This is a genomic window from Lentzea atacamensis, from assembly GCF_003269295.1.
Taxonomy (GTDB): Bacteria; Actinomycetota; Actinomycetes; order Mycobacteriales; family Pseudonocardiaceae; genus Lentzea; species Lentzea atacamensis.
The window spans coordinates 406,247-425,071 of the sequence record NZ_QLTT01000005.1; the positions used below are offsets into that span (position 1 = coordinate 406,247).

The following is an 18,825-nucleotide window of genomic DNA, read 5'->3' on the forward strand; positions in this document are numbered from 1 at the left end:
ACCAACGCAACGACCGCCCGAAAAGGTTCAACCACCACCGCCGGTAGCATCGCGTGGGTGAACGATTCCCCCGCCCGCCTCCCGCTGCGCACCGCGGCCGCAGTGAAACTGGGCAACCTGAGCTCCACGCTGTCCCAGAAGATGGGTCTCGGCGCAGGCGGCATGATCGGCGGCCGGGTGGCGCTGAAGCTCGACCCGCAGGCGCTGAACCGGTTGACGCAGGGCCGCAGGGTCGCCGTGGTGACAGGCACGAACGGCAAGACCACCAGCACGATGATGCTGGCGAGGGCCGTCTCCGCGCTCGGTGAGGTCGCCACGAACCACAGCGGCGCCAACATGCCCGACGGCCACGTCACGGCGCTGTCGAAGCAGCCGGACGCCCCGTACGCCGTGCTGGAGTGCGACGAGGGCTACTTCCCCGCCGTCGCCGGTGCGAGCAACCCGGCCGTCGCGGTGATCCTCAACCTGTCGCGCGACCAGCTGGACCGCGTCGGCGAGGTGCGCACCATCGAGCGCTCGCTGCGCGACACCGTCACCGCGCTCAAGGACTGCACGGTCGTCGCCAACTGCGACGACGTGATGGTGACGAGCGCCGCCTGGAACGCGCAGAAGGTCGTCTGGGTCGCCACCGGCACCGGCTGGCACCACGACTCCGCGAGCTGCCCGCGGTGCGGCAACCCGATCCAGTGGCAGGGCGAGCACTGGCACTGCACGGGCTGCGACCTGGCACGCCCGCACCCGAACTGGATCACCACCGACGAGGCGATGATCACCCCCGAGCACCACAAGGTGGAGCTCCGCCTGACGCTGCCGGGCAAGTTCAACCAGGCCAACGCCGTCATGGCGTCGGCGGCCGCGTACGCGCTGGGCGTGCCCACGGAAGAGGCGGTGCGCCGGCTGCGCGGCGTCTCCAACGTGAGCGGCCGCTACCGCACGATCCAGCGCAACGGCCGCAGCGCGCGCCTTCTGCTGTCGAAGAACCCCGCCGGCTGGAGCGAGACCCTCACGGTCGTCAAGGAGGCCAACCACCCGGCCGTCCTGGTGATCAACGCCCAGGAGGCCGACGGCCGCGACCTGAGCTGGCTGTGGGACGTGCCGTTCGAGCGGATGCAGGGCCGCACGGTCATCGCGTCCGGCGAGCGCGCGACCGACCTCGCCGTCCGCCTGACCTACGCCGAGGTCGAGCACACGATCGTGCCCGACCCGCTGAAGGCCATCGACCAGATGCCGCCGGGCGCGGTCGAGGTCATCGCCAACTACACCGCGTTCCGCGACTTGAATGCCAGGGCTGCCGCTGATGAGTGAGTCGACAATCCAGATCGCGCTCGTGCTGCCGGATCTCCTCGGCACGTACGGCGACTTCGGCAACGCCGTGGTCCTCGAGAAGCGCATGACGTGGCGCGGTATCAAGGCCGAGATCGTGCCGATCAACTACGGCCAGCCGGTACCGGACTCGTGCGACATCTACGTCGTCGGCGGCGGTGAGGACACGGCGCAGACGCTGGCCGTGAAGCACCTGCGTGAGCACCCCGGCCTGCAGCGCGCCGTCACGAAGAACGCCGTGGTGCTGGGCGTGTGCGCCGGCATCCAGATCTTCGGCGAGAGCTTCACCCGTGCCGACAACGTCACCCACCCCGGCATGGGCCTGATCGACTCGACCTCGCACGCGGGTGGCAGCCGCGCGATCGGCGAGGTCATCGCCGAGCCCGCGAACGGCCTCTTCGAAGGCGTGCTGACCGGGTTCGAGAACCACCAGGGCCGCACCGTGCTGGGCCCGTCCGCCCGGCCGCTCGCGCACGTCAAGGTCGGCACCGGCAACGACGGCAGCGTCGAGGGTGCCGTGCAAGGCCGGATCGTCTGCACCTACCTGCACGGCCCGGTGCTGCCGCGCAACCCGCAGCTCGCCGACCTGCTGATCGAGTGGGCGACCGGCACGAAGGTCGCGCCGCTGGACCTCCCGGCCGTGACCGCTATGCGGGCGGAGCGGGTGCGGGCAGCTTCATAAGCTTCTCCGCGACACCTGGCCAGATCACGGCCATCACGTACTCGGTCGCGAGCGCAGGTCCCACCGCGGGCCTGCGCTCGGTCCACACCGCGAGGCGTTCGGTCGCGCCGACGACGATCTCGGCGAACGCCTCGGCCTCCAGCGGGTCGATGTCCGGTGTGAACGACGCCAGCACGGCCCCGATCATGTCCGTCTGCTGCTGACGGATGCCTTCCACCTCTTCCTGCGCTGACGGCACGGCCACCGCCGCCTCCTGCCGCAGCAGCGCCCACGACCTGCGGTGCTCGTCGATGAACTCGAAGAACGCGAGCAGTCCGAGCCGCAGGAACTCCTCGGGGCTCCGCGCGCCCGCGATCGCCGCCGCCGTCTTCTCGCGCAGTTCCGTGCGCGCACGGTGGATGCAGCCGATGAGCAGGCCCTCCTTCGAGCCGAAGTACTCGTAGAGCATCGGCTTCGAGACGCCGACGCGTTCGGCGATCTCGTCCATCGACGTGGCCAGATACCCCTGCTCGGCGAAGATCTCCTCGGCGACGGTGAGCATCTGCGCCATGCGCTGGGCCTTGGGCATGCGGCGCCGCGGAGCAGTCACGAACGAAGTCTACCGCTCGTAACTTACTTCGAGTAACCTACTGAGAAGTAGGCTCAGCGAGCGGAGGGACGTTCCCCATGCATCGAGAGACAAAAGTGCTCGTCATCGGCACCGGCTTCTCCGGCCTCGGCATGGCCGTCGAACTGAAGCGCCGCGGTGAGCACGACTTCGTGGTGCTCGAGAAGGCGAGCGACCTCGGTGGCACCTGGCGGGACAACTCCTACCCCGGCTGCGCGTGTGACGTGCCGTCGCACATGTACTCGTTCTCGTTCGAGCTGAACCCGAAGTGGTCGCGGATGTTCGCCGAGCAGGGCGAGATCTGGGACTACCTGCGGCACGTCGCCGACAAGTACCGGCTCCGGTCGCACCTCCGCTTCAACACCAAGGTCTCCGGGGCGCAGTGGGACGAGGAGTCCAAGCGCTGGCACGTGACGACCGAGCAGGGCGACACGTACACGGCGTCCGCCCTGGTGGCCGGCGTCGGCGCGTTGCACATCCCGAACATCCCGGAGCTGCCGGGCATCGAGAACTTCGGCGGCAAGACGTTCCACTCGGCGCAGTGGGACCACGACTACGACCTGACCGGCAAGCGCGTCGCCGTCGTCGGCACCGGCGCGTCCGCGATCCAGTTCGTGCCGAAGATCGCCAAGCAGGCCGGCTCACTGAAAATCTTCCAGCGCACGCCGCCGTGGATCATGCCCAAGGCGGACCGCGAGATCAACGGCTGGGAGCAGAAGCTGTTCCGCGCCTTGCCCTTCACTCAGCGGCTCTACCGCGATCTCGTCTACTGGATCCGCGAGTCCAGCGCCCTCGGGTTCGCGATCAACCCCCGGATCATGCGGCTCGCCCAGGGCATCGCGTTGCGGCACATGAAGAAGCAGGTGCCGGACCCGTTGCTGCGCAAGAAGCTGAAGCCCGACTACACCATGGGCTGCAAGCGCGTGCTGATTTCCAACGACTACTACCCCGCGCTGGGGTATCCGACCGTCGACCTGGTGACGGACAAGATCTGCGAGGTGCGCGAGTCGTCCATCGTGGACAGTGCGGGAGTCGAGCACGAGGTCGACGTCATCATCTACGGCACCGGTTTCCACGTCACCGACTCGTTCGACTACCTCGACATCCAGGGCAAGGGCGGCGTCGACCTCGCGAAGCAGTGGCGCGAGCACGGGATCGAGACCTACTACGGCATCACGGTCTCGGGTTTCCCCAACCTGTTCTTCCTGCTGGGCCCCAACACCGGGCTCGGCCACAACTCGGTCGTGTTCATGATCGAGTCGCAGATCCGGTACATCTCGCAGTGCCTCCAGCTCCTCGGCAAACACCGCGCAGCGGAGCTGGACGTGCGACCGGAGGCCCAGCAGGAGTTCAACCGCGAGATCCAGGGCAAGCTCGCCAAGGGCGTGTGGACCCAGGGCGGGTGCAAGAGCTGGTACCTCGACGCGCAGGGCGTGAACCGCACCGTGTGGCCGGGCTTCACCTGGCGGTACTGGATGCGGACCAAGCGCGTGCGCGCCGAGGACTACGTGCTCACCGCTGCCAGGAAATCTACGGCCGCACGATGACCTTCAGGGCGGTCCGCTCGTCCATCGCCTGGTAGCCCAGCGCGACGTCGTCGAGCGAGACCGTCCGGTCGAACACGGGACCGGGGTCGATCCGCCCGGCGAGCACGTCGGCCAGCAGCTCCGGCAGGTACGCCCGCACCGGCGCGACACCGCCACCGATGTTGATGTTGCGCCCGAACAGCTTGCCGAGCGGCAGCCCCGGCATCCCGTGCGGCACGCCGACGTACCCGATCGTGCCGCCGTCGCGCACGATGCCCATCGCGGTCTCCCACGACTGCTCCGTGCCGACGCATTCGAGGACGCACGACGCACCGAGGCCGCCGGTCATCTCCTTGATGCGCTCGACCGCGGCCTCACCGCGCTCGGTGACCTGGTCCGTGGCACCGAAGAGCTTGGCGATCTTCGCTCGGTCCTCGTGCCGGCCCATCGCGATGATCCGCTCGGCACCGAGGCGCCTGGCGGCGAGCACGCCGCACAGGCCGACCGCGCCGTCACCGACGACCGCGACCGTGCTGCCGGGCCCGACACCCGCGCCGATGGCCGCGTGGTGGCCGGTGCCCATGACGTCGGACAGGCTCAGGAACGCGGGCAGCAGCTCCGGTGACGCGTCGGCGGGCACGCGGACGAGGGTGCCGTCGGCGAGGGGCACACGCACGGCCTCGCCCTGGCCGCCGTCGCTGCCCTTGCTGCCCCAGAAGCCACCTGACCTGCACGAGGTCTGCAGCCCAGCCTGGCAGTACGAGCAGGTGCCGTCGCTCCACACGAACGGCGCGATGACGCGGTCGCCGACCTGGACGCTCTTCACGTCCTTGCCGACCTCCTCGACGATGCCGAGGAACTCGTGCCCGATCCGCTGTCCCTCCGCGCGCTTGGCGACACCGCGGTACGCCCACAGGTCACTGCCGCAGATGCAGGCCAGCTCGACCCGGACGACGACGTCGGTGGCTTCCCGAACGGCCGCGTCCGGCACCTCCTCAACGCGGATGTCACGGGTGCCGTAGATCGTCGTAGCCCGCACCGGGCGCCTCCTCTGCCTCGTTGCCCAACCGCCCCATCGTGCTCCCGCCGCGGCTTCCGCGCCGAATCGAGACGCTGTGGAATTGGTTACGCGCGCTTACGATCGACGACGTGCTGATCAACACCGAAGGTCTCGTGCGAGCGCGCGCTGTCCGTTATGCGACGGCTTCCCGGTTCGCCGAGCCCGAGCCGCTCCCGTGGGACGGCGTGATCACCGAGGAACGCGGCCCCGCCTGCCCGCAGCCGCCGTCGGCGCTGGCGTCGGTGGTGGGCAGCTCCGTCGAAGGGCTGACGTTCGACGAGAACTGCCAGGTGTTGAGCGTGACCGCCCCTGCCGGCGCCTCCGGCCTGCCGGTGATGGTCTGGTTCCACGGCGGTGCCTACGTGACGGGCAGCGGCGAGTCCACGAAGTACGACGCCTCGCTGCTGGCTCTGGAAGGCGTCGTCGTGGTCAGCGTCAGCTACCGGCTCGGCATCTTCGGTTACCTGCGGGACAACCTGGGCCTGCTCGACCAGCTCGTCGCACTGCGGTGGGTGCGGGACAACATCGCCGCGTTCAGCGGCGATCCCTCGAACGTGACCGCGTTCGGGCAGTCGGCGGGCGCGGACTCCGTGTACGCGCTGATGCTCGTCTCCGACGAACCCCTGTTCCACCGCGCGATCCTGCAGAGCGCCCCGCTGGGTGCCCGCGGCCCCGAGCGCGCGGAGATGACGGCCGCCCTGCGCGAGTTCGTCTCCGTCGACGCCTCCACGTCGGTGGACGACGTGCTGGCCGTCCAGAAGGACGCCCTGTCGATGGCGAGCGCGCGCTTCAGCCCGTCCGGCGGCATGCCGTTCGGCCCGGTGCTGGGCGAGATCGACCTCGCTCCGGCGGCTTCCCGGATCGAGCTGCTCGTCGGGCACACCGCTGACGACGCCAGCCCGTACGTGCCGGACCAGCCGGAAGCCTGGGAGATCGCGACCGAGCTCGTCTTCGCCGGTCCGGCCCGTCAGCTCGCCGCGGACTGGACCACGGCAGGTGGTCAGGCCGCGACCTTCAACTTCAGGTGGCGGCCAGCGAACGCTCCCCTGGGCGCGTGCCACTGCATGGAGCTGCCGTTCCTGTTCGACCCGGCCGGGTGGTCGGGTGCGGGCATGCTGGCCGGGCAGGAGCCGGATCCCGTGCTGGCCAAGACCGTGCGGAGCCTGTGGACCGGCTTCGCCCGGAACGGGATGGACGCCCTGCCGTCGCGCTCGCTTGAATTGGGCGAGTGACCGACCGCGAGCGCTTGCGCACCACGTTCGGAGAGGACGCGGCCCGCTACCACCGGGCCCGCCCCACCTATCCCCCGCAGCTGTTCGCGCGGCTCAGAGGTCCACGCATCCTGGAGATAGGACCGGGCACCGGGCAGGCCACGCTGCCGTTGACGCGGATCGGCGACGTGACAGCGGTCGAGCTGAGCCCGGAACTGGCGGCGGTCGCCCGCGAGCACGCGCCGCAAGCACGGCTGGTGGTCGCGAACTTCGACGAGTGGCCACTGCCGGCGGAGCCGTTCGACCTCGTGGTGTCCGCGACGGCGTTCCACTGGCTCGATCCGTCGACCAGGATGGCTCGGTGCGCGGCCGCCCTGAAACCGGGCGGTGCGCTGGCCGTGATCTCCACGCACCACGTCGCGGGCGGGACCGGGCAGTTCTTCGTGGACGTTCAGGAGTGCTACGAACGCTGGGATCCCGCCACCCCGCCGAACCTGCGGCTGTCGCCGGCCGAGGACATCCCCCGCGAGTTCGACGACAGCGACCTCTTCGAGGAGCCCGAGTTCCACGGATGCGAGTGGGAGCAGGCCTACGACACCGAGGCGTACGTCGACCTGCTCCTCACGTATTCGAACCACATCGCGCTACCTGCCCGCGACCAGCTGATCGCGGACATCGCGCAGCTGATCGACACCCGCTACGGCGGCCGGGTCACCAAGCGGTACCTGACCCAGCTCGCCGTGGCGCGAGTCAGGAGCGCTTCGTCCGGCGGGCCATGACCACGGCCGCACCGCCGGCGCCCACGAGCGCGAGGCCACCGAGGCCCAGCGGCAGGACGTCGAAGCCGGTGAACGCGAGCTCGTCGGCCTCAGCGGCAGTCGCGACCTGAGGTGCCGGTGCCTGCGGCGCGCCTCCACCAGGCGGTGGCGGCGGCGGGACCTCGTGCTTGGTCGGAGGCGGTGGCGGGGTCACCGGTGGCGTCGTCGGCGGGGTCTCGGCGGGCTTGCAGCCCGTGTGCGCCGGGTTCGTGCGGCCGATGCCGTGGTTGGCGTCGCACTCGTAGCCCTTGTTGGCGTCCGAGCCACCCGGCAGCTGGCCGGGCGGGTTCTTGTTGTCCGCCTTGCCGACGCAGCCCGCGCACGGCTTGCCGACCGCTTCACCGCCACCGTTGCCGTTCAGCGACGGCGAGCCGTCTCTGGTCGAGTCGTACGGACCGTGGGTGTTCGCACCGTTGCCGGTGAAGTCCGCATTGGACGGTGGTTGTGGCGTCGAAGTGTCCTGGGTGGACTGTCCTGGTGGGACCTGAGGGTTGTTCGTCACCCCGTTCCCCTTGCCGTTGCCGGGATCGGCGAGCCCCAGTCCGGGGGCCAGCACCAGCGCGGCGGCTGCGGCGAGGGCAGGGAGAAGCCGAGTTGCATTCATAGTCTGAATATAGAGCGGCCTGTGAGCCGCGTTACATCGCTACCCACAGACCGCTTCAAAAAACACGCTACGAACAGGTGATGCGCGGAGACGCCCAGTCACCGTGGTCGGAATTTATGCCGTCACCGGCGTCTGTGATGACCAAGCGCAAATTCTCGGATTCGGAAAGTGACGCGGTGAGCTTCTTCGCCGGATCGGTTCCGGTCATCCGACCGGAATCCGCAACCTTTGTTGAATCCGCGTACATCTCGAAGACCACGGAGCCCCTGCCTGCGGCCACCTCGTCGTCGACACCGACGTCCACAGTGACCGACGAGCACTTGCGACCGAGGTAGAACTCGATCGTCGAGGCCGCGTGCGCACCGAAGCCCTTCTGGTGCGTCACACCGTTGATCGTCAGGGTCTTGCCGTCACCGGCCTTGTTGCCGCCGACGGACCTGTCGATCTCCACCGGGCCCCAGCCGTTCGTGGCCGAGGTCGCCTCGAACGCCGAGAGGTCGGAGGTACCGGCCGGCGGGGTCGGGCGCGGGCCGCCGTCCCCCTTGGACACCCGGTAGATCACGGTGGCGTGCGACGGGACCGAGGCCGAGATCGCGCCGGTCGTGGTGCGCGTGGACTTGGTCCAGAGATCCTTCAGCACAGCGGGACCGGACATGCCGATCTCGGACAGCGAGGTCGAGATCGTCTGCGTGGAGCCGGACTTGTTGAACAGCGCCACCGCCTTGTCGCCGTTCGCCAGCGGCTTCACGATCACGTCGACGCCGGTCTTGCCGGTCGTGCGGATGCGCTTGCCCTGCACGCCGAGCTTGTCCTGGTCGATCGCGATGACGTCCTTGTTTCCCAGGATCGTGTACGTGTCGGCGTTGACCTTGCGCAGATCCGAACCGATGAGCAGCGGCGCGGCCATGATCGCCCACAGTGAGAAGTGGCTGCGGTACTGCGTGGCGTTCATCTTGCCGTTGCCGACTTCCAGCATGTCGGGGTCGTTCCAGTGGCCAGGACCGGCGTAGGAATCAAGCACGACGTTCTTCTCGTAGATGTCCATCGTGCGCGGCCAGGTGTCGTTGATGTCGCCGGTAGTGCGCCAGAGGTGGCCGGTGTCGGACGCCCACTCCCACGGCTTGTTCTGACCCCACTCGCACAACGAGAAGACGATGGGCCGGCCGGTCTTCTTCAACGCGTCACGCATCTTGCGGTAACGCTGCTTCGCGTCCACGCCCTGGTTGTTGCAGTTGTCGTACTTCAGGTAGTCGACGCCCCACGACGCGAACTGCTGGGCGTCGGAGTCCTCGTGACCCAGGCCGCCGGGGAAGCCGTTGTCCTTGTTGCAGGTCTTGGTGCCGGCACTCGTGTAGATGCCGAACTTCAGACCCTTGGAGTGCACGTAGTCCGCGACGGCCTTGATGCCGTTGGGGAAGCGCGTCTTGTTGGGGACGAGCTTGCCTTGGGCGTCGCGGGACTTCTCCGCCCAGCAGTCGTCGATGTTGACGTACTCGTAGCCCGCGTCCTTGAGACCGCGGGAGACGAAGATGTCGGCGATGCCCTTGACCATCGCCTCGTTGAAGTCGGCACGGCAGTGAGTGGCGTTCCAGTTGTTGAAGCCCATTGGCGGGGTCAGCGCCAGACCGTCCGGTAACGCCTGGGCCGCAGGGGCGACCAGGACCGCACCGACCATCGTGGTCAGTGCGGCCAGGGCGAGTGTGCGCATGGGGCTTTCCTTTCCGAACATCACGCGGGAAGACCCCAGGGCTTGCCGGGGGTCGTGATGGCGACCGGCTGCACGGTCAGGCCGGGGCGGCGGCCCCTGGGATGCACCAGGACTTCCTGCCCGCGGCGCAACGGGATCTCCAGCGTCCCGTCGCCGCGGTCGTGGCACCGGACAGGGCGGCCGGACGGCGTCACCACGGACACCGGCCCGGCGATGCCGTGCCGCAGCACCAACGGCTCACCCGCGCGGCTGCGGACGAGCACGAACTGGGTCCTGCCACCGGAACGCTTCGCGGTGACGGAGAAACCACCCTCGCAGGAGTGGTCGGCGATGACGACGTCCGGCCACGCGGACGGCACGGCGGGGAAGACCCGCACGATGCCGCCCCAGCTCTGGCAGACGAAGTCGTGGATCGTCTGCGCGCCGGACAGCGGCGTCTCCACGACCGGGCCCGCCTCGGTGTACATGGTGTTCTCGAGGACCGGGTAGCGCTTGGTCGTGTCGAACATCTTCACGAAGTACGCGTAGGCCTCGTCGCCGCGGAACATGCGCGCGGCGATCGAGCCGGAGCCGGAGTAGCTGTAGCCGCGGTGCGCGGGCTCCAGCGACATCCAGTGGCGCAACGACTTCTCGATGAGCTCGCGGTTCTCCGGTTGCTCCCAGTTCACCGTCATCAGCGGGAACGTCGCGAGCAGGTGCGAGAAGTGCCGGTGCGAGTTCACGAACGGCACCCCCGCACCGACCATGAAACCGTTGGCGTCGACCGGGTACGGGGTGAGGTCGCGGAGAACCTCGTGCCACCTCGGCTCCAGCGGGTCGTTGATCTTCAGCAGCTTCGCGGAGTCGACCAGCGTCTGGCAGCCCCACCGGATCAGCTGCAGGTCGTAGTTGCAGTCGGGGGCGTCGCCGTACTCGGGTGAGGTCGTGACGTCGAGATGGAGCTTGCCGTCGTTGCCCTTCTTGAGGAAGTGCAGGTAGTAGTTGATCGACCGGCGCAGCAGCGGGAAGACGACGTCGGCGAGGATCCGCGTGTCCATGCTGTGCCGGTACGACAGCCAGACGTTGTGCAGCGCCCACGTCAGGTTGCCGAGCTCCTTCACCCCGGTGCCGCCGGTGCCCGGCTCGTACAGGGTGCCCGCGTTGGACGTCGTCCGGTCGGTGCTGCGGCCGACACCGGCCGAGTCGTGCCGGTACTTCTCCTTGACGTTGCGGACGAGCTGGTCCTGGTGGTCCTTCAGCGTGCTGGTGATCGAGTCCAGCTCCAGGTGGCCGGAGCCGTGGATCAGCCAGTACTCCAGCTGCACGTTGAGGTTCCACCAGGCGGCGGCCCACGGCGTCTTCTCGAGCCACGGTCCGGTCGTCGCCATCACGGGGCTGCCGGCGCGTGACCCGGACGCGATCTTGTAGAGCTGGATCCAGTAGAACGCCTGCAGCCGCTGCTCGCCGAACGACAGGAAGCTCTTCCGGTAGAAGGCGTTCCACCACCTGCGGTGCGACCTGACCAGCAGCCCGCCGAGCACCGCTGCCTCGCGCACGGCCTTCAGCACGATCTTGTCGGCTGTCGCCTCCGGGTAGGTGTGCGCGACCGAGAGCAGCAACCGTTGTGTCGCACCTGTTGTCGTGGCCCGGAAAGCGGTCGCTGTCTGACCACCCGCGTTCAGCGCCTGCGTCACCAGCGTCTCGCGGCCGTCGGCTTTCGTCACAGGATCGGGGTTGAGCACGTAGCCGTCCGGCAGCGGGTTGAAGTCCGCGCGCGGCGGAATCGCCTTGGACGGCACGAACTCCAGGACCGGCTTCTCGGTGCCGGTCGCGGAGACGGTCAGCGACAGCACCGAACGCTCGGTGTGGATGTAGGCGGCGAACGAGATCACGCCGAGCGACGTGGTCACGGTTCCGCGCAGCTCCGCGTTCCAGAGGTCGAGGCGCCAGTCGACGGCCGTGACGGTGCCAGCCGCGGTCATCTTCAGGTTTCCGACAGGAAGTCTGCACACCCCGAACTGGCTGCCGCCGGTGGTGCGGTGGTCCTGCACGTCGGCGTGCTGCACGGTGAACCGCACGGTGTTGCCCTCCGCGTACACGACGCTGCCCAGCCGCCCGTCACCGAGGAACGGCGCCTGCCCGTACTGGGTCGGAGGCCGCTGCCAAACGAGATCCTGTCGGCCGATGAACTCGCGCCAGTCGCGTTCCGACATGCCGTCGCACCCGAAGACATCCGATGACACGGTCTCTTTCCCGGTTGCTACACCCGTGTGGACGAGCAGTGCCGCCGCCGTGGTACCACCGATGAAACCCCGCCTGCCAAAGACCATTTCCCGCTCCTCGCCCGCGCATGACGACATCGACGTCTCGCTGCGCGGCGGGGCAGCTGGTCCAGACAACACGGAAAGGTAGGAGTTCTGGGGCACATCGCGCAAGAGCCAACTAACCACAACACGATGCAACAACCGGGTGCTGCTCACCCTGCAACATGGGTAAGACGCCTAGGATGTCCCGCCAAAGGGGCGGGGAGAAAACGCACGAGCCGTGCCCTTGTACGAGGAGGTGGCATGGCCGTGTCGACAGCGGCGTTCAACGAGGGCAGGGTCCCCCAGCGGGGCCGCCCTCGCGACGCCAGCAGGGATGACGCATTACGTCAGGCAGCGCTCGAGGTGATGGCCGAGGTCGGGTACCGGGCCCTCACCATGGACGCCGTGGCAGCACGCGCCCGCGCGGGCAAGGCCACGATCTACCGGCGGTGGGAGTCGAAGCTCGATCTCGTGATCGACACGTGCACCCAGCTCGCCACGCAGAACCTCACGGCACCGGACACCGGCTCACTCGCCGGCGACCTGCGCGAGTTCCTCTCGTCGTTCGCCGCGTTCCTCTCCGGACCGATCGGCAAGGCAGCCCAGGCACTCGTCGGCGAACTGCCGCACGAGCCAGAGCTGGCGTCGGCGTTCCGGGAGACGTTCCTGATCTCGCAACGCGACGTGCTGCGCGGAATCCTCGACCGCGCCGCCGAACGGGGCGAGCTCAAGGCGGACGCCCCGCGCGGCATGGCGGTCGAGATCGCGGGCGCAGCGCTGATCTACCGGCTGATGCTCACCGGTGACCCGCTCGACGAGCCGTTCGTGGAGAAGGTCGTCGAGCAGGTCCTCTTACCGTTGGTGCGGGTGCCCTAGCGGAACAGCTTGCGGACCAGCGCGAAGCCGACCACGGCGCCGACCGCGATCAGCGTGTACTTGACCTTGGGCTGGCTCAGCACGTCGAGCACGGACGACTTGCCCTGCTCGACGAGCTTCTGCGGGTTCGCCCGCTCGCTGAGCTCGTCCAGGGTGGCGGCCAGCGCGGTGCGAGCCTGTTCGATCTCGCGCTGGATGGTGTCGGGATCGCGAGCCACATGTCCTCCTAGCAGCGGTTCTGGCGCCAACCGTAGTGGACGGCCGGTGCTGGAGGATTGAGCGACCCGAGAGAGCGAGTACATGGAAGCGCTATAGGCTTCCACGTGAGGGGTCGTAGCCCAATTGGCAGAGGCACTGGGTTTAGGTCCCAGCCAGTGGGGGTTCGAGTCCCCCCGACCTCACTCGATGACGGGTAAGCCCTGCTCGCGGAGGGCGCTCGCCTGGTCATCTCGTCGTGTCTTGTGGGGGCCGAGCCCCCACACCCCCAGCCGGCGGGCTCCGCCCCCGGACCCCCGAGCCGGCCCGCGCGTTCAGCGGTTCACCGCAGGCCGGTCCGCCCCGCCGGCGATCCGCCAGAGAGCTGGTCCGGACTTTCAGCGATCCACCGCAGCGCCGACTCTCCGCCCAGAACCCCGAGCCGGCCCGCGCGTCCAGCGACTGACCGCAGGCCAGACCGCCCGTTCGGCGATCCGCCAGAGAGCTGGTCCGGACTTTCAGCGATCCACCGCAACGCCGACTCTCCGCCCAGAACCCCGAGCCGGCCCGCGCGTCCAGCGACTGACCGCAGGCCAGACCGCCCGTTCAGTGATTCACCGCAGGCAAGTCCGCCCGTTCGGCAATCCACCGGAGAGCTGATCCGCGCGTTCAGCGATTCGCCGTACCGTGACTCTCCGCCCCACCCCGGACCCCGAGCCGGCCCGCGTTCAGCGGTTCACCGCAGGCCGGTCCGCCCCGTCGGTGATCCGCCCGAGAGCTGGTCCGCGGGTTCAGCGATCCACCGCAGCGCCGGTCCGCGCGTTCAGCGACTCGCCGCAACACCGGTCTGCGTGGTCAGCGGTTCGCCGCGCCCCGGCTCTCGGCCCACTCGGCGATCTGGGCGCGTGTCGTGAGGTCCAGCTTCTGCCGGACCCGCTGCAGGTGCGTCTCGACCATCCGTTGCGAGATCCGCAACTCCGCCCCGATGCCCGCGTTGGTGCGCCCCGCCGCCACCAGCGCCACGACCTGCCGCTCGCGTTCGCTGAGCTCCTGGGGCTCGGCCCGGTCCGCCAGCGCGTAGGCCACGGCCTGCTCGCGGGTCATCTCCCTGCCCTCGGCCAGGCAGGTGTCCACGCCGCGCAACGCGACCCGTGACGCCCGCACGACTTCGATGACCTCCGACTGCCACACCAGGTCGTCCGCGAACGCGCCCTCCCGCAGGCACGAGGCCGCGCCGACCAGCCGCAGGGCCCGTCGCGGGTCGCCACGCCCATGCGCGATCAGGGCCAGGCCCTCCAGCACGTCCGCGACCCAGAACCCCGACCGGCACGACCGCAGCGACTCCAGGAACGACTCCGCGGCCTCGTCGACCTGGCCGCGTTGCAACGCGCGCACACCGACGGTGTGCAGGAAGACCGACAGCCGGCGCGGTGAGGCCAGCCGCCGGTACACGGGCAGGACGTCGGCGATCAGCGCGTCGGCGAACTCCACGTCGCCCGCGCGGAGTGCCGACCACGCCAGGTTGTGCTCGATGATCGCCAGGTCCAGCGGATCCGCGGCAGGCGCGAGCAGCGCGATGGCCTCCTCGTAGTACTTGCGGGCCTCGCCGTTGCGTTCGGCGCGAACGTACTCGCCGGCCAGCGCGTTGAGCGCCTGGGCGAGCAGCACCGGCTCCCCCAGCTCGCGGCCGAGCGTCACCGCCTCCTCGGCCCAGGCCACGCCGGCGTTGTGCTCGGTGCCCGCGAGATAAGCGAGGTGGCACAACGCGAGGCAGCGCACCGCCGGGTCTGCCACCGAGTCGCGCACCGCCGCGTCCAGCAACGCCCGGCCCCGCGAGACGTGGCCCTGGTCGCGCCACGCGGTGGCGAGCATCGTGGCGAGCTGCAGGTGTTCCGGATCCCCGGCACGGCCGGCCCAGTCGACGGCGCACCCCAGGGTGGCGCACTCGACGATCAGCGGGTCGACGACCTCGGGTGTGCTGAAGACCGTCGAGGTGAAACTGGGCCAGCGACCCGCGAACGAGTGCGCGACCCTCGCCATCACCTCGTCCGGGTCCGCGAGCTTTTCCCTGCCGTACAACCGGACCGACTCGAGCTGCTCGAACCGGCCGGCACCGGAGAACGTCAGCAGCGACTTGGCCACGAGCGCGGACAGCAGCGCCAGCACCCGGTCCGCGGGCAGGTCGCACGCGGCCACCGCGACGTCCAGCCCGAAACCACCCGGCAACAGCGAGAGGCAGCGGAACGCGTGCTGCTCCTCGGCGCTGAGGTGGTCGTAGCTCCACTCGATCGCGGCGCGCAGGCTCTGGTGGCGTTCGGCGGCCGTGCGGTTGCCTCGGTTGAGCAGCTCCAGCCGGTCGTCCAGACGCGCCAGCAGTTCCGGCACCGGCAGCACCGTGACGAGCCGTGCGGCGAGCTCGATGGCGAGCGGCAGGCGGTCCAGGCGCGCGCACAACGTGGTCAGCGCGGCCCGGTCGTCGAGCCGCAGGCCGAGCTGGCTGGCCCGCGCGCGGTCGGCGAACAGCTCCACCGCGCAGGTGATCTGCAACGGCTGCACCGGGAACAGCACCTCGCCCGGCACCCGCAGCGGTTCGCGGCTCGTCGCGACGACCCGGATTCCGGGGCAGCCGAGCAGCAACGGTTCCAGCAGCGCCGCGCACTCCGCCGCGACGTGCTCGCAGTTGTCCAGCACCAGCACCATCGTCCGGCTCGCCAGAGCGTGCACGAGGGTGCTCAGCACGGGTTCGCGGGTGACCTCGCCGATGCCGAGAGCAGTCGCGCACGCCAGCGCCACCTGACTGGAGACCGAGGCGAGCTCGACCCATTCCACACCGGCACGACCGCCGGTGAACTCCTTGGCCAGCCTGGTCTTCCCGACTCCCGCCGGGCCTACGAGGGTCAGCACGCGGGCGTCGGTGAACCTGGTGAGGCGGTCGAGCTCGTCGTCCCTGCCGATGAAGCTGTCCAGTGCGGTGACCGGCTCGTTCGCGCGTTGCCGGTAGGCCCGCTGACGGCAGGCGTTCGAGCAGTACCGCGCGTGTCGGCGCCGGGAGGTGGCGGTCGCGGCGCCGCAGGTCGCACACATCCCCACCTGTTCGGCCATCGGACGCATCGTAGTCAAACGATTACAGGGCAGAAAGGCCTTTCCGGAACGTTGTGGACCAATTGCTCTGGAGCGCGTATACATCGGATCTGTCGCCGCCGCGACCGAGGTTCTGGGAGGACTGGACATGCGGTTGTCTACCGTGCGGCGGCGCGCGGCGGGAGCACTGGTCATTGCACTGGCAGCAGGCCTAACAAGCCCAGTGGCATCAGCAAAAACCGACGTTTGGCCGAAGGCGGTCGTCCAGCTGGCGAACGGCGTGCCGACGCTGTCGGTGACCCGTGGCGGCACCACCGTGCTGGAGCCGAGCCCACTGGGCCTGGTGACGGAAAGAGCGGATCTTTCCGGTGGACTGAAGTTGACCGGCCGTTCCGAGCGGCGCGTGGTCGAGCACTACACCGCGTCGTCGGGCAAGCAACGGCAGCGCACGGTGATCCACAAGGAAGAGCGCTACTCGTTCGCCGGCGCGGCCCGTCTTGATCTTGTCGTGCGCACGGCGCGGGACGGCGTCGCGTACCGGTACGAACTGCCGGCCGGGCTGGGCAACGTGCTGCGCGAGACGTCGGCGTTCGTGGTGCCGTCGTCCTCCACGGCGTGGATCGCGAAGTACCGGCGTGACTACGAAAACCCGTTCGTGGAAACCGGTGCGGCCGCCGCGGAGACCGCCGAGTACCTGCATCCGGCCCTGTTCGAGACGAACGGGGTGTACTCGCTGCTCACCGAGTCCGCCGTGGACGGTCGCCACTCGGGCGCGCGGCTCGCGCACACCGCGGGTGCCGGCGTCTATTCGATCAAGTACTGGGACGCGCGGGTGCTCGTCGACGGGCCGTGGCAGTCGCCGTGGCGCACCGCGGTCATCGGGTCGCTGGCGGACGTGTCCACGTCGACGTTCGTGGACGACCTGGCACCGCGTTCCCAGGTGCGCGACACGTCGTGGATCAAGCCCGGCAAGGTGTTCTGGAGCTGGCTCGCCGGCGGCCGGGAAGCCGGGCAGAGCCTCGCGATGCAGAAGCGGTACGTGGACTACGCGGCTCAGCACGGCTGGCCGTACGCGCTGGTGGACGCAGGCTGGTACTTCGACCCGAACTGGGACTACGACCCGACGTGGGAACAGACCTCGTGGATCCCGTCCCTGGTCTCCTACGCGCGCGCTCGTGGTGTGAAGATCCATCTGTGGATCCACTACGACGAGCTCGACACGCCCGCTGAGAGCGCTGCCAGGCTGGCGCTGTTCGAGAAGTGGGGCATCGCGGGCGTGAAGATTGACTTCATGGACTCCGACGGCCAGGACCGCTACCGCTGGTACGACCGGATTCTCGCGGAGACGGCCGCCCACAAGTTGCTGGTCAACTTCCACGGCTCGACGATCCCGCACGGCATTCACCGCACATGGCCGCACGTCATGACGATGGAAGCTGTGCACGGTGGCGAGAAGTCCTCGGGTCTCACGGGGACACACCTGACTGCTTTGCCGTTCACACGCGGCGTCGTCGGTGGCATGGACTACACGCCGTTGGCTTGGCACCGTCCGTCCCGCACGACGTCTGACGCACACGAGCTGGCTCTGACCGTGATCTACGAGTCGGGTCTCGCGAACCTGGCCGGGCGTCCGGAGGACTACGCGGCGCGGCCCGTCGCCGAGCGGTTCGTCGACCAGGTGCCGACCGCGTGGGACGAGACCCGGTTGTTGTCCGGCCGTCCTGCCGACCACTCGGTGTTCGCGCGGCGCTCCGGTGATCGGTGGTTCATCGGTGGCGGCTACTCGGGTGCCGCGCGCACGGTTTCGGTGCCTTTCACGCTGCCGTCCGGGCGCTGGCTGGTGGAGATCACGCGGGACGGTCCCGCCGGTCTGGTGCGCGAGTCTCGGACCGTGCGGTCCGGAGACGTGCTGACGCTGGACGTGGCTGCCAACGGCGGTTTCGCGGCCATCGCCTGCCGGGCGGGGTCGCGCACGTGTGAGCGGCCGGTTTCCACGGTGCCCTCCGCTTCGGTTTCGGCCTCAGCGCGTGGTTTCACGGTGACCGGGCTGTTCACCTCGCGTGAGGACGTGCGAAACGTCGTGCTGGCACCGCGCGTGCCCGCCGGGTGGTCGGTGCAGGGGCCTGTGGTCTCGGCCCGTGTCGTGCGGCCCGGCCAGGCGTTGTCCGGCTCGTGGACCGTCGTGCCGCCCGCACAACCCTCGTCCTACGGCTACTTCGACATCCCGGTGGTCGCGTCCTTCAACCGGGGCGTGGAAGCCGAGCAGACCGCTCGGGTGCATCTGGTCCGGCCGCTTCCGGACGGCTGGACGTACCTTTCGGACCGGCAGTGGGCGTCCGCCACCGGTGGTGACGGGCCGGTCGAGAAGGACATCACCAACGGCGGCACTGCTGCTGGTGACGGCCGCGGCATCGCCATCCGCCGCACGACGTTCGGCAAGGGACTCGGCACGCACGCGTCGTCAGAGATCACTTACTCGTTGGGCTCCCGCTGCAGCGGCTTCGCCGCTTCGGTGGGCGTGGACGACGAGGCGGGTCTGGACGTGGCCAGGCAACGCGCCGGCGGCACGGTGTCGTTCCAGGTTCTCGGCGACGGCGTGGTGCTGGCCGACACCGGCGTGCTCGGCGTGCGCACCCCGGCCCGAGACCTGTCCGTGGACGTGGCTGGCGTGAGCACTCTCACCCTGCGCGTTCTCGACGGCGGCGACGGCACCCAGAACGACCACGCTTCCTGGGCCGACGCAAGGATTCGCTGCTCGTAGCAAGGGTTTTCCCGGAGTCGGGGTGGGGCTACCCCCACCCCGACTCTGCGGATCACCCCGATGTCGTCTCAGTTGGGCGTCCGTAACT

General features: G+C 69.2%; 14 protein-coding genes and 1 tRNA gene. 8 read left to right on the forward strand and 7 right to left on the reverse strand.

Annotated features, from left to right (window positions below):
- The first annotated feature begins 57 nt into the window (after positions 1 to 57).
- Both C8D87_RS24490 and C8D87_RS24495 read left to right on the forward strand, forming a co-directional pair.
- Entirely contained in the window at positions 58 to 1,305 is a 1,248-nt protein-coding gene (locus C8D87_RS24490; protein ID WP_233440067.1) for a MurT ligase domain-containing protein, read from the forward strand.
- A complete protein-coding gene (locus tag C8D87_RS24495) occupies positions 1,298 to 2,005 on the forward strand; it encodes a type 1 glutamine amidotransferase (protein WP_109640110.1) in 708 nt (235 codons plus the stop codon). The genes C8D87_RS24490 and C8D87_RS24495 overlap by 8 nt, the downstream gene beginning before the upstream one ends.
- On the opposite strand, the gene C8D87_RS24500 is transcribed toward C8D87_RS24495, so the two are convergent.
- Complete coding sequence (locus C8D87_RS24500) at positions 1,971 to 2,555, reverse strand: TetR/AcrR family transcriptional regulator (RefSeq protein WP_211337605.1); 585 nt, start codon at positions 2,553 to 2,555, stop codon at positions 1,971 to 1,973. The two genes, C8D87_RS24495 and C8D87_RS24500, sit on opposite strands and share 35 nt — an antisense overlap.
- A 116-nt stretch (positions 2,556 to 2,671) precedes the next feature.
- Between C8D87_RS24500 and C8D87_RS24505 the strand changes: the two genes are divergently transcribed.
- Positions 2,672 to 4,159 carry a flavin-containing monooxygenase gene (locus C8D87_RS24505; protein ID WP_112228520.1) on the forward strand — a complete coding sequence of 496 codons (1,488 nt, stop codon included), beginning with the start codon at positions 2,672 to 2,674 and terminating at the stop codon, positions 4,157 to 4,159.
- Here the strand turns inward: C8D87_RS24505 and C8D87_RS24510 are convergent.
- Positions 4,143 to 5,177, reverse strand: a complete 1,035-nt coding sequence (locus C8D87_RS24510) for a zinc-dependent alcohol dehydrogenase family protein (protein ID WP_109640062.1) — start codon at positions 5,175 to 5,177, stop codon at positions 4,143 to 4,145. The two genes, C8D87_RS24505 and C8D87_RS24510, sit on opposite strands and share 17 nt — an antisense overlap.
- Positions 5,178 to 5,287: 110 nt before the next feature.
- On the opposite strand from C8D87_RS24510, the gene C8D87_RS24515 reads away from it, so the two are divergent.
- Both C8D87_RS24515 and C8D87_RS24520 read left to right on the forward strand, forming a co-directional pair.
- On the forward strand, positions 5,288 to 6,430 hold the full coding sequence (locus C8D87_RS24515) for a carboxylesterase family protein (RefSeq protein ID WP_112228521.1): 1,143 nt from the start codon (positions 5,288 to 5,290) through the stop codon (positions 6,428 to 6,430).
- Positions 6,427 to 7,188 carry a class I SAM-dependent methyltransferase gene (locus C8D87_RS24520; protein WP_112228522.1) on the forward strand — a complete coding sequence of 254 codons (762 nt, stop codon included), beginning with the start codon at positions 6,427 to 6,429 and terminating at the stop codon, positions 7,186 to 7,188. Before C8D87_RS24515 ends, C8D87_RS24520 begins: the two co-directional genes overlap by 4 nt.
- Here C8D87_RS24520 and C8D87_RS24525 read toward each other — a convergent pair.
- From C8D87_RS24525 to C8D87_RS24535, 3 genes are all read right to left on the reverse strand, one after another.
- Entirely contained in the window at positions 7,160 to 7,831 is a 672-nt protein-coding gene (locus C8D87_RS24525; RefSeq protein ID WP_112228523.1) for a hypothetical protein, read from the reverse strand. The genes C8D87_RS24520 and C8D87_RS24525 overlap by 29 nt on opposite strands.
- 67 nt (positions 7,832 to 7,898) lie before the next feature.
- Complete coding sequence (locus tag C8D87_RS24530; RefSeq protein WP_215732466.1) at positions 7,899 to 9,539, reverse strand: NPCBM/NEW2 domain-containing protein; 1,641 nt, start codon at positions 9,537 to 9,539, stop codon at positions 7,899 to 7,901.
- 20 nt (positions 9,540 to 9,559) lie between these two features.
- Positions 9,560 to 11,731 (reverse strand): glycosyl hydrolase family 95 catalytic domain-containing protein, encoded by a 2,172-nt coding sequence (locus C8D87_RS24535; RefSeq protein WP_112228699.1) that lies wholly within the window; start codon positions 11,729 to 11,731, stop codon positions 9,560 to 9,562.
- Positions 11,732 to 12,085: 354 nt separating this feature from the next.
- On the opposite strand from C8D87_RS24535, the gene C8D87_RS24540 reads away from it, so the two are divergent.
- Positions 12,086 to 12,700 carry a TetR/AcrR family transcriptional regulator gene (locus C8D87_RS24540; RefSeq protein ID WP_233442268.1) on the forward strand — a complete coding sequence of 205 codons (615 nt, stop codon included), beginning with the start codon at positions 12,086 to 12,088 and terminating at the stop codon, positions 12,698 to 12,700.
- Here the strand turns inward: C8D87_RS24540 and C8D87_RS24545 are convergent.
- Positions 12,697 to 12,918 carry a DUF3618 domain-containing protein gene (locus tag C8D87_RS24545; protein ID WP_030469566.1) on the reverse strand — a complete coding sequence of 74 codons (222 nt, stop codon included), beginning with the start codon at positions 12,916 to 12,918 and terminating at the stop codon, positions 12,697 to 12,699. The genes C8D87_RS24540 and C8D87_RS24545 overlap by 4 nt on opposite strands.
- Before the next feature lie 109 nt (positions 12,919 to 13,027).
- Between C8D87_RS24545 and C8D87_RS24550 the strand changes: the two genes are divergently transcribed.
- Positions 13,028 to 13,101: transfer RNA gene (locus tag C8D87_RS24550), tRNA-Leu, on the forward strand.
- Positions 13,102 to 13,750: 649 nt separating this feature from the next.
- Here the strand turns inward: C8D87_RS24550 and C8D87_RS24555 are convergent.
- Positions 13,751 to 15,997: an ATP-binding protein gene (locus C8D87_RS24555; RefSeq protein ID WP_112228524.1), complete on the reverse strand. Its 2,247-nt coding sequence runs from the start codon at positions 15,995 to 15,997 to the stop codon at positions 13,751 to 13,753.
- Between the two features lie 202 nt (positions 15,998 to 16,199).
- Here C8D87_RS24555 and C8D87_RS24560 point away from each other — a divergent pair, with 202 nt between their 5' ends.
- Positions 16,200 to 18,737 carry a glycoside hydrolase family 97 catalytic domain-containing protein gene (locus C8D87_RS24560; protein ID WP_215732467.1) on the forward strand — a complete coding sequence of 846 codons (2,538 nt, stop codon included), beginning with the start codon at positions 16,200 to 16,202 and terminating at the stop codon, positions 18,735 to 18,737.
- Positions 18,738 to 18,825: the final 88 nt, after the last annotated feature.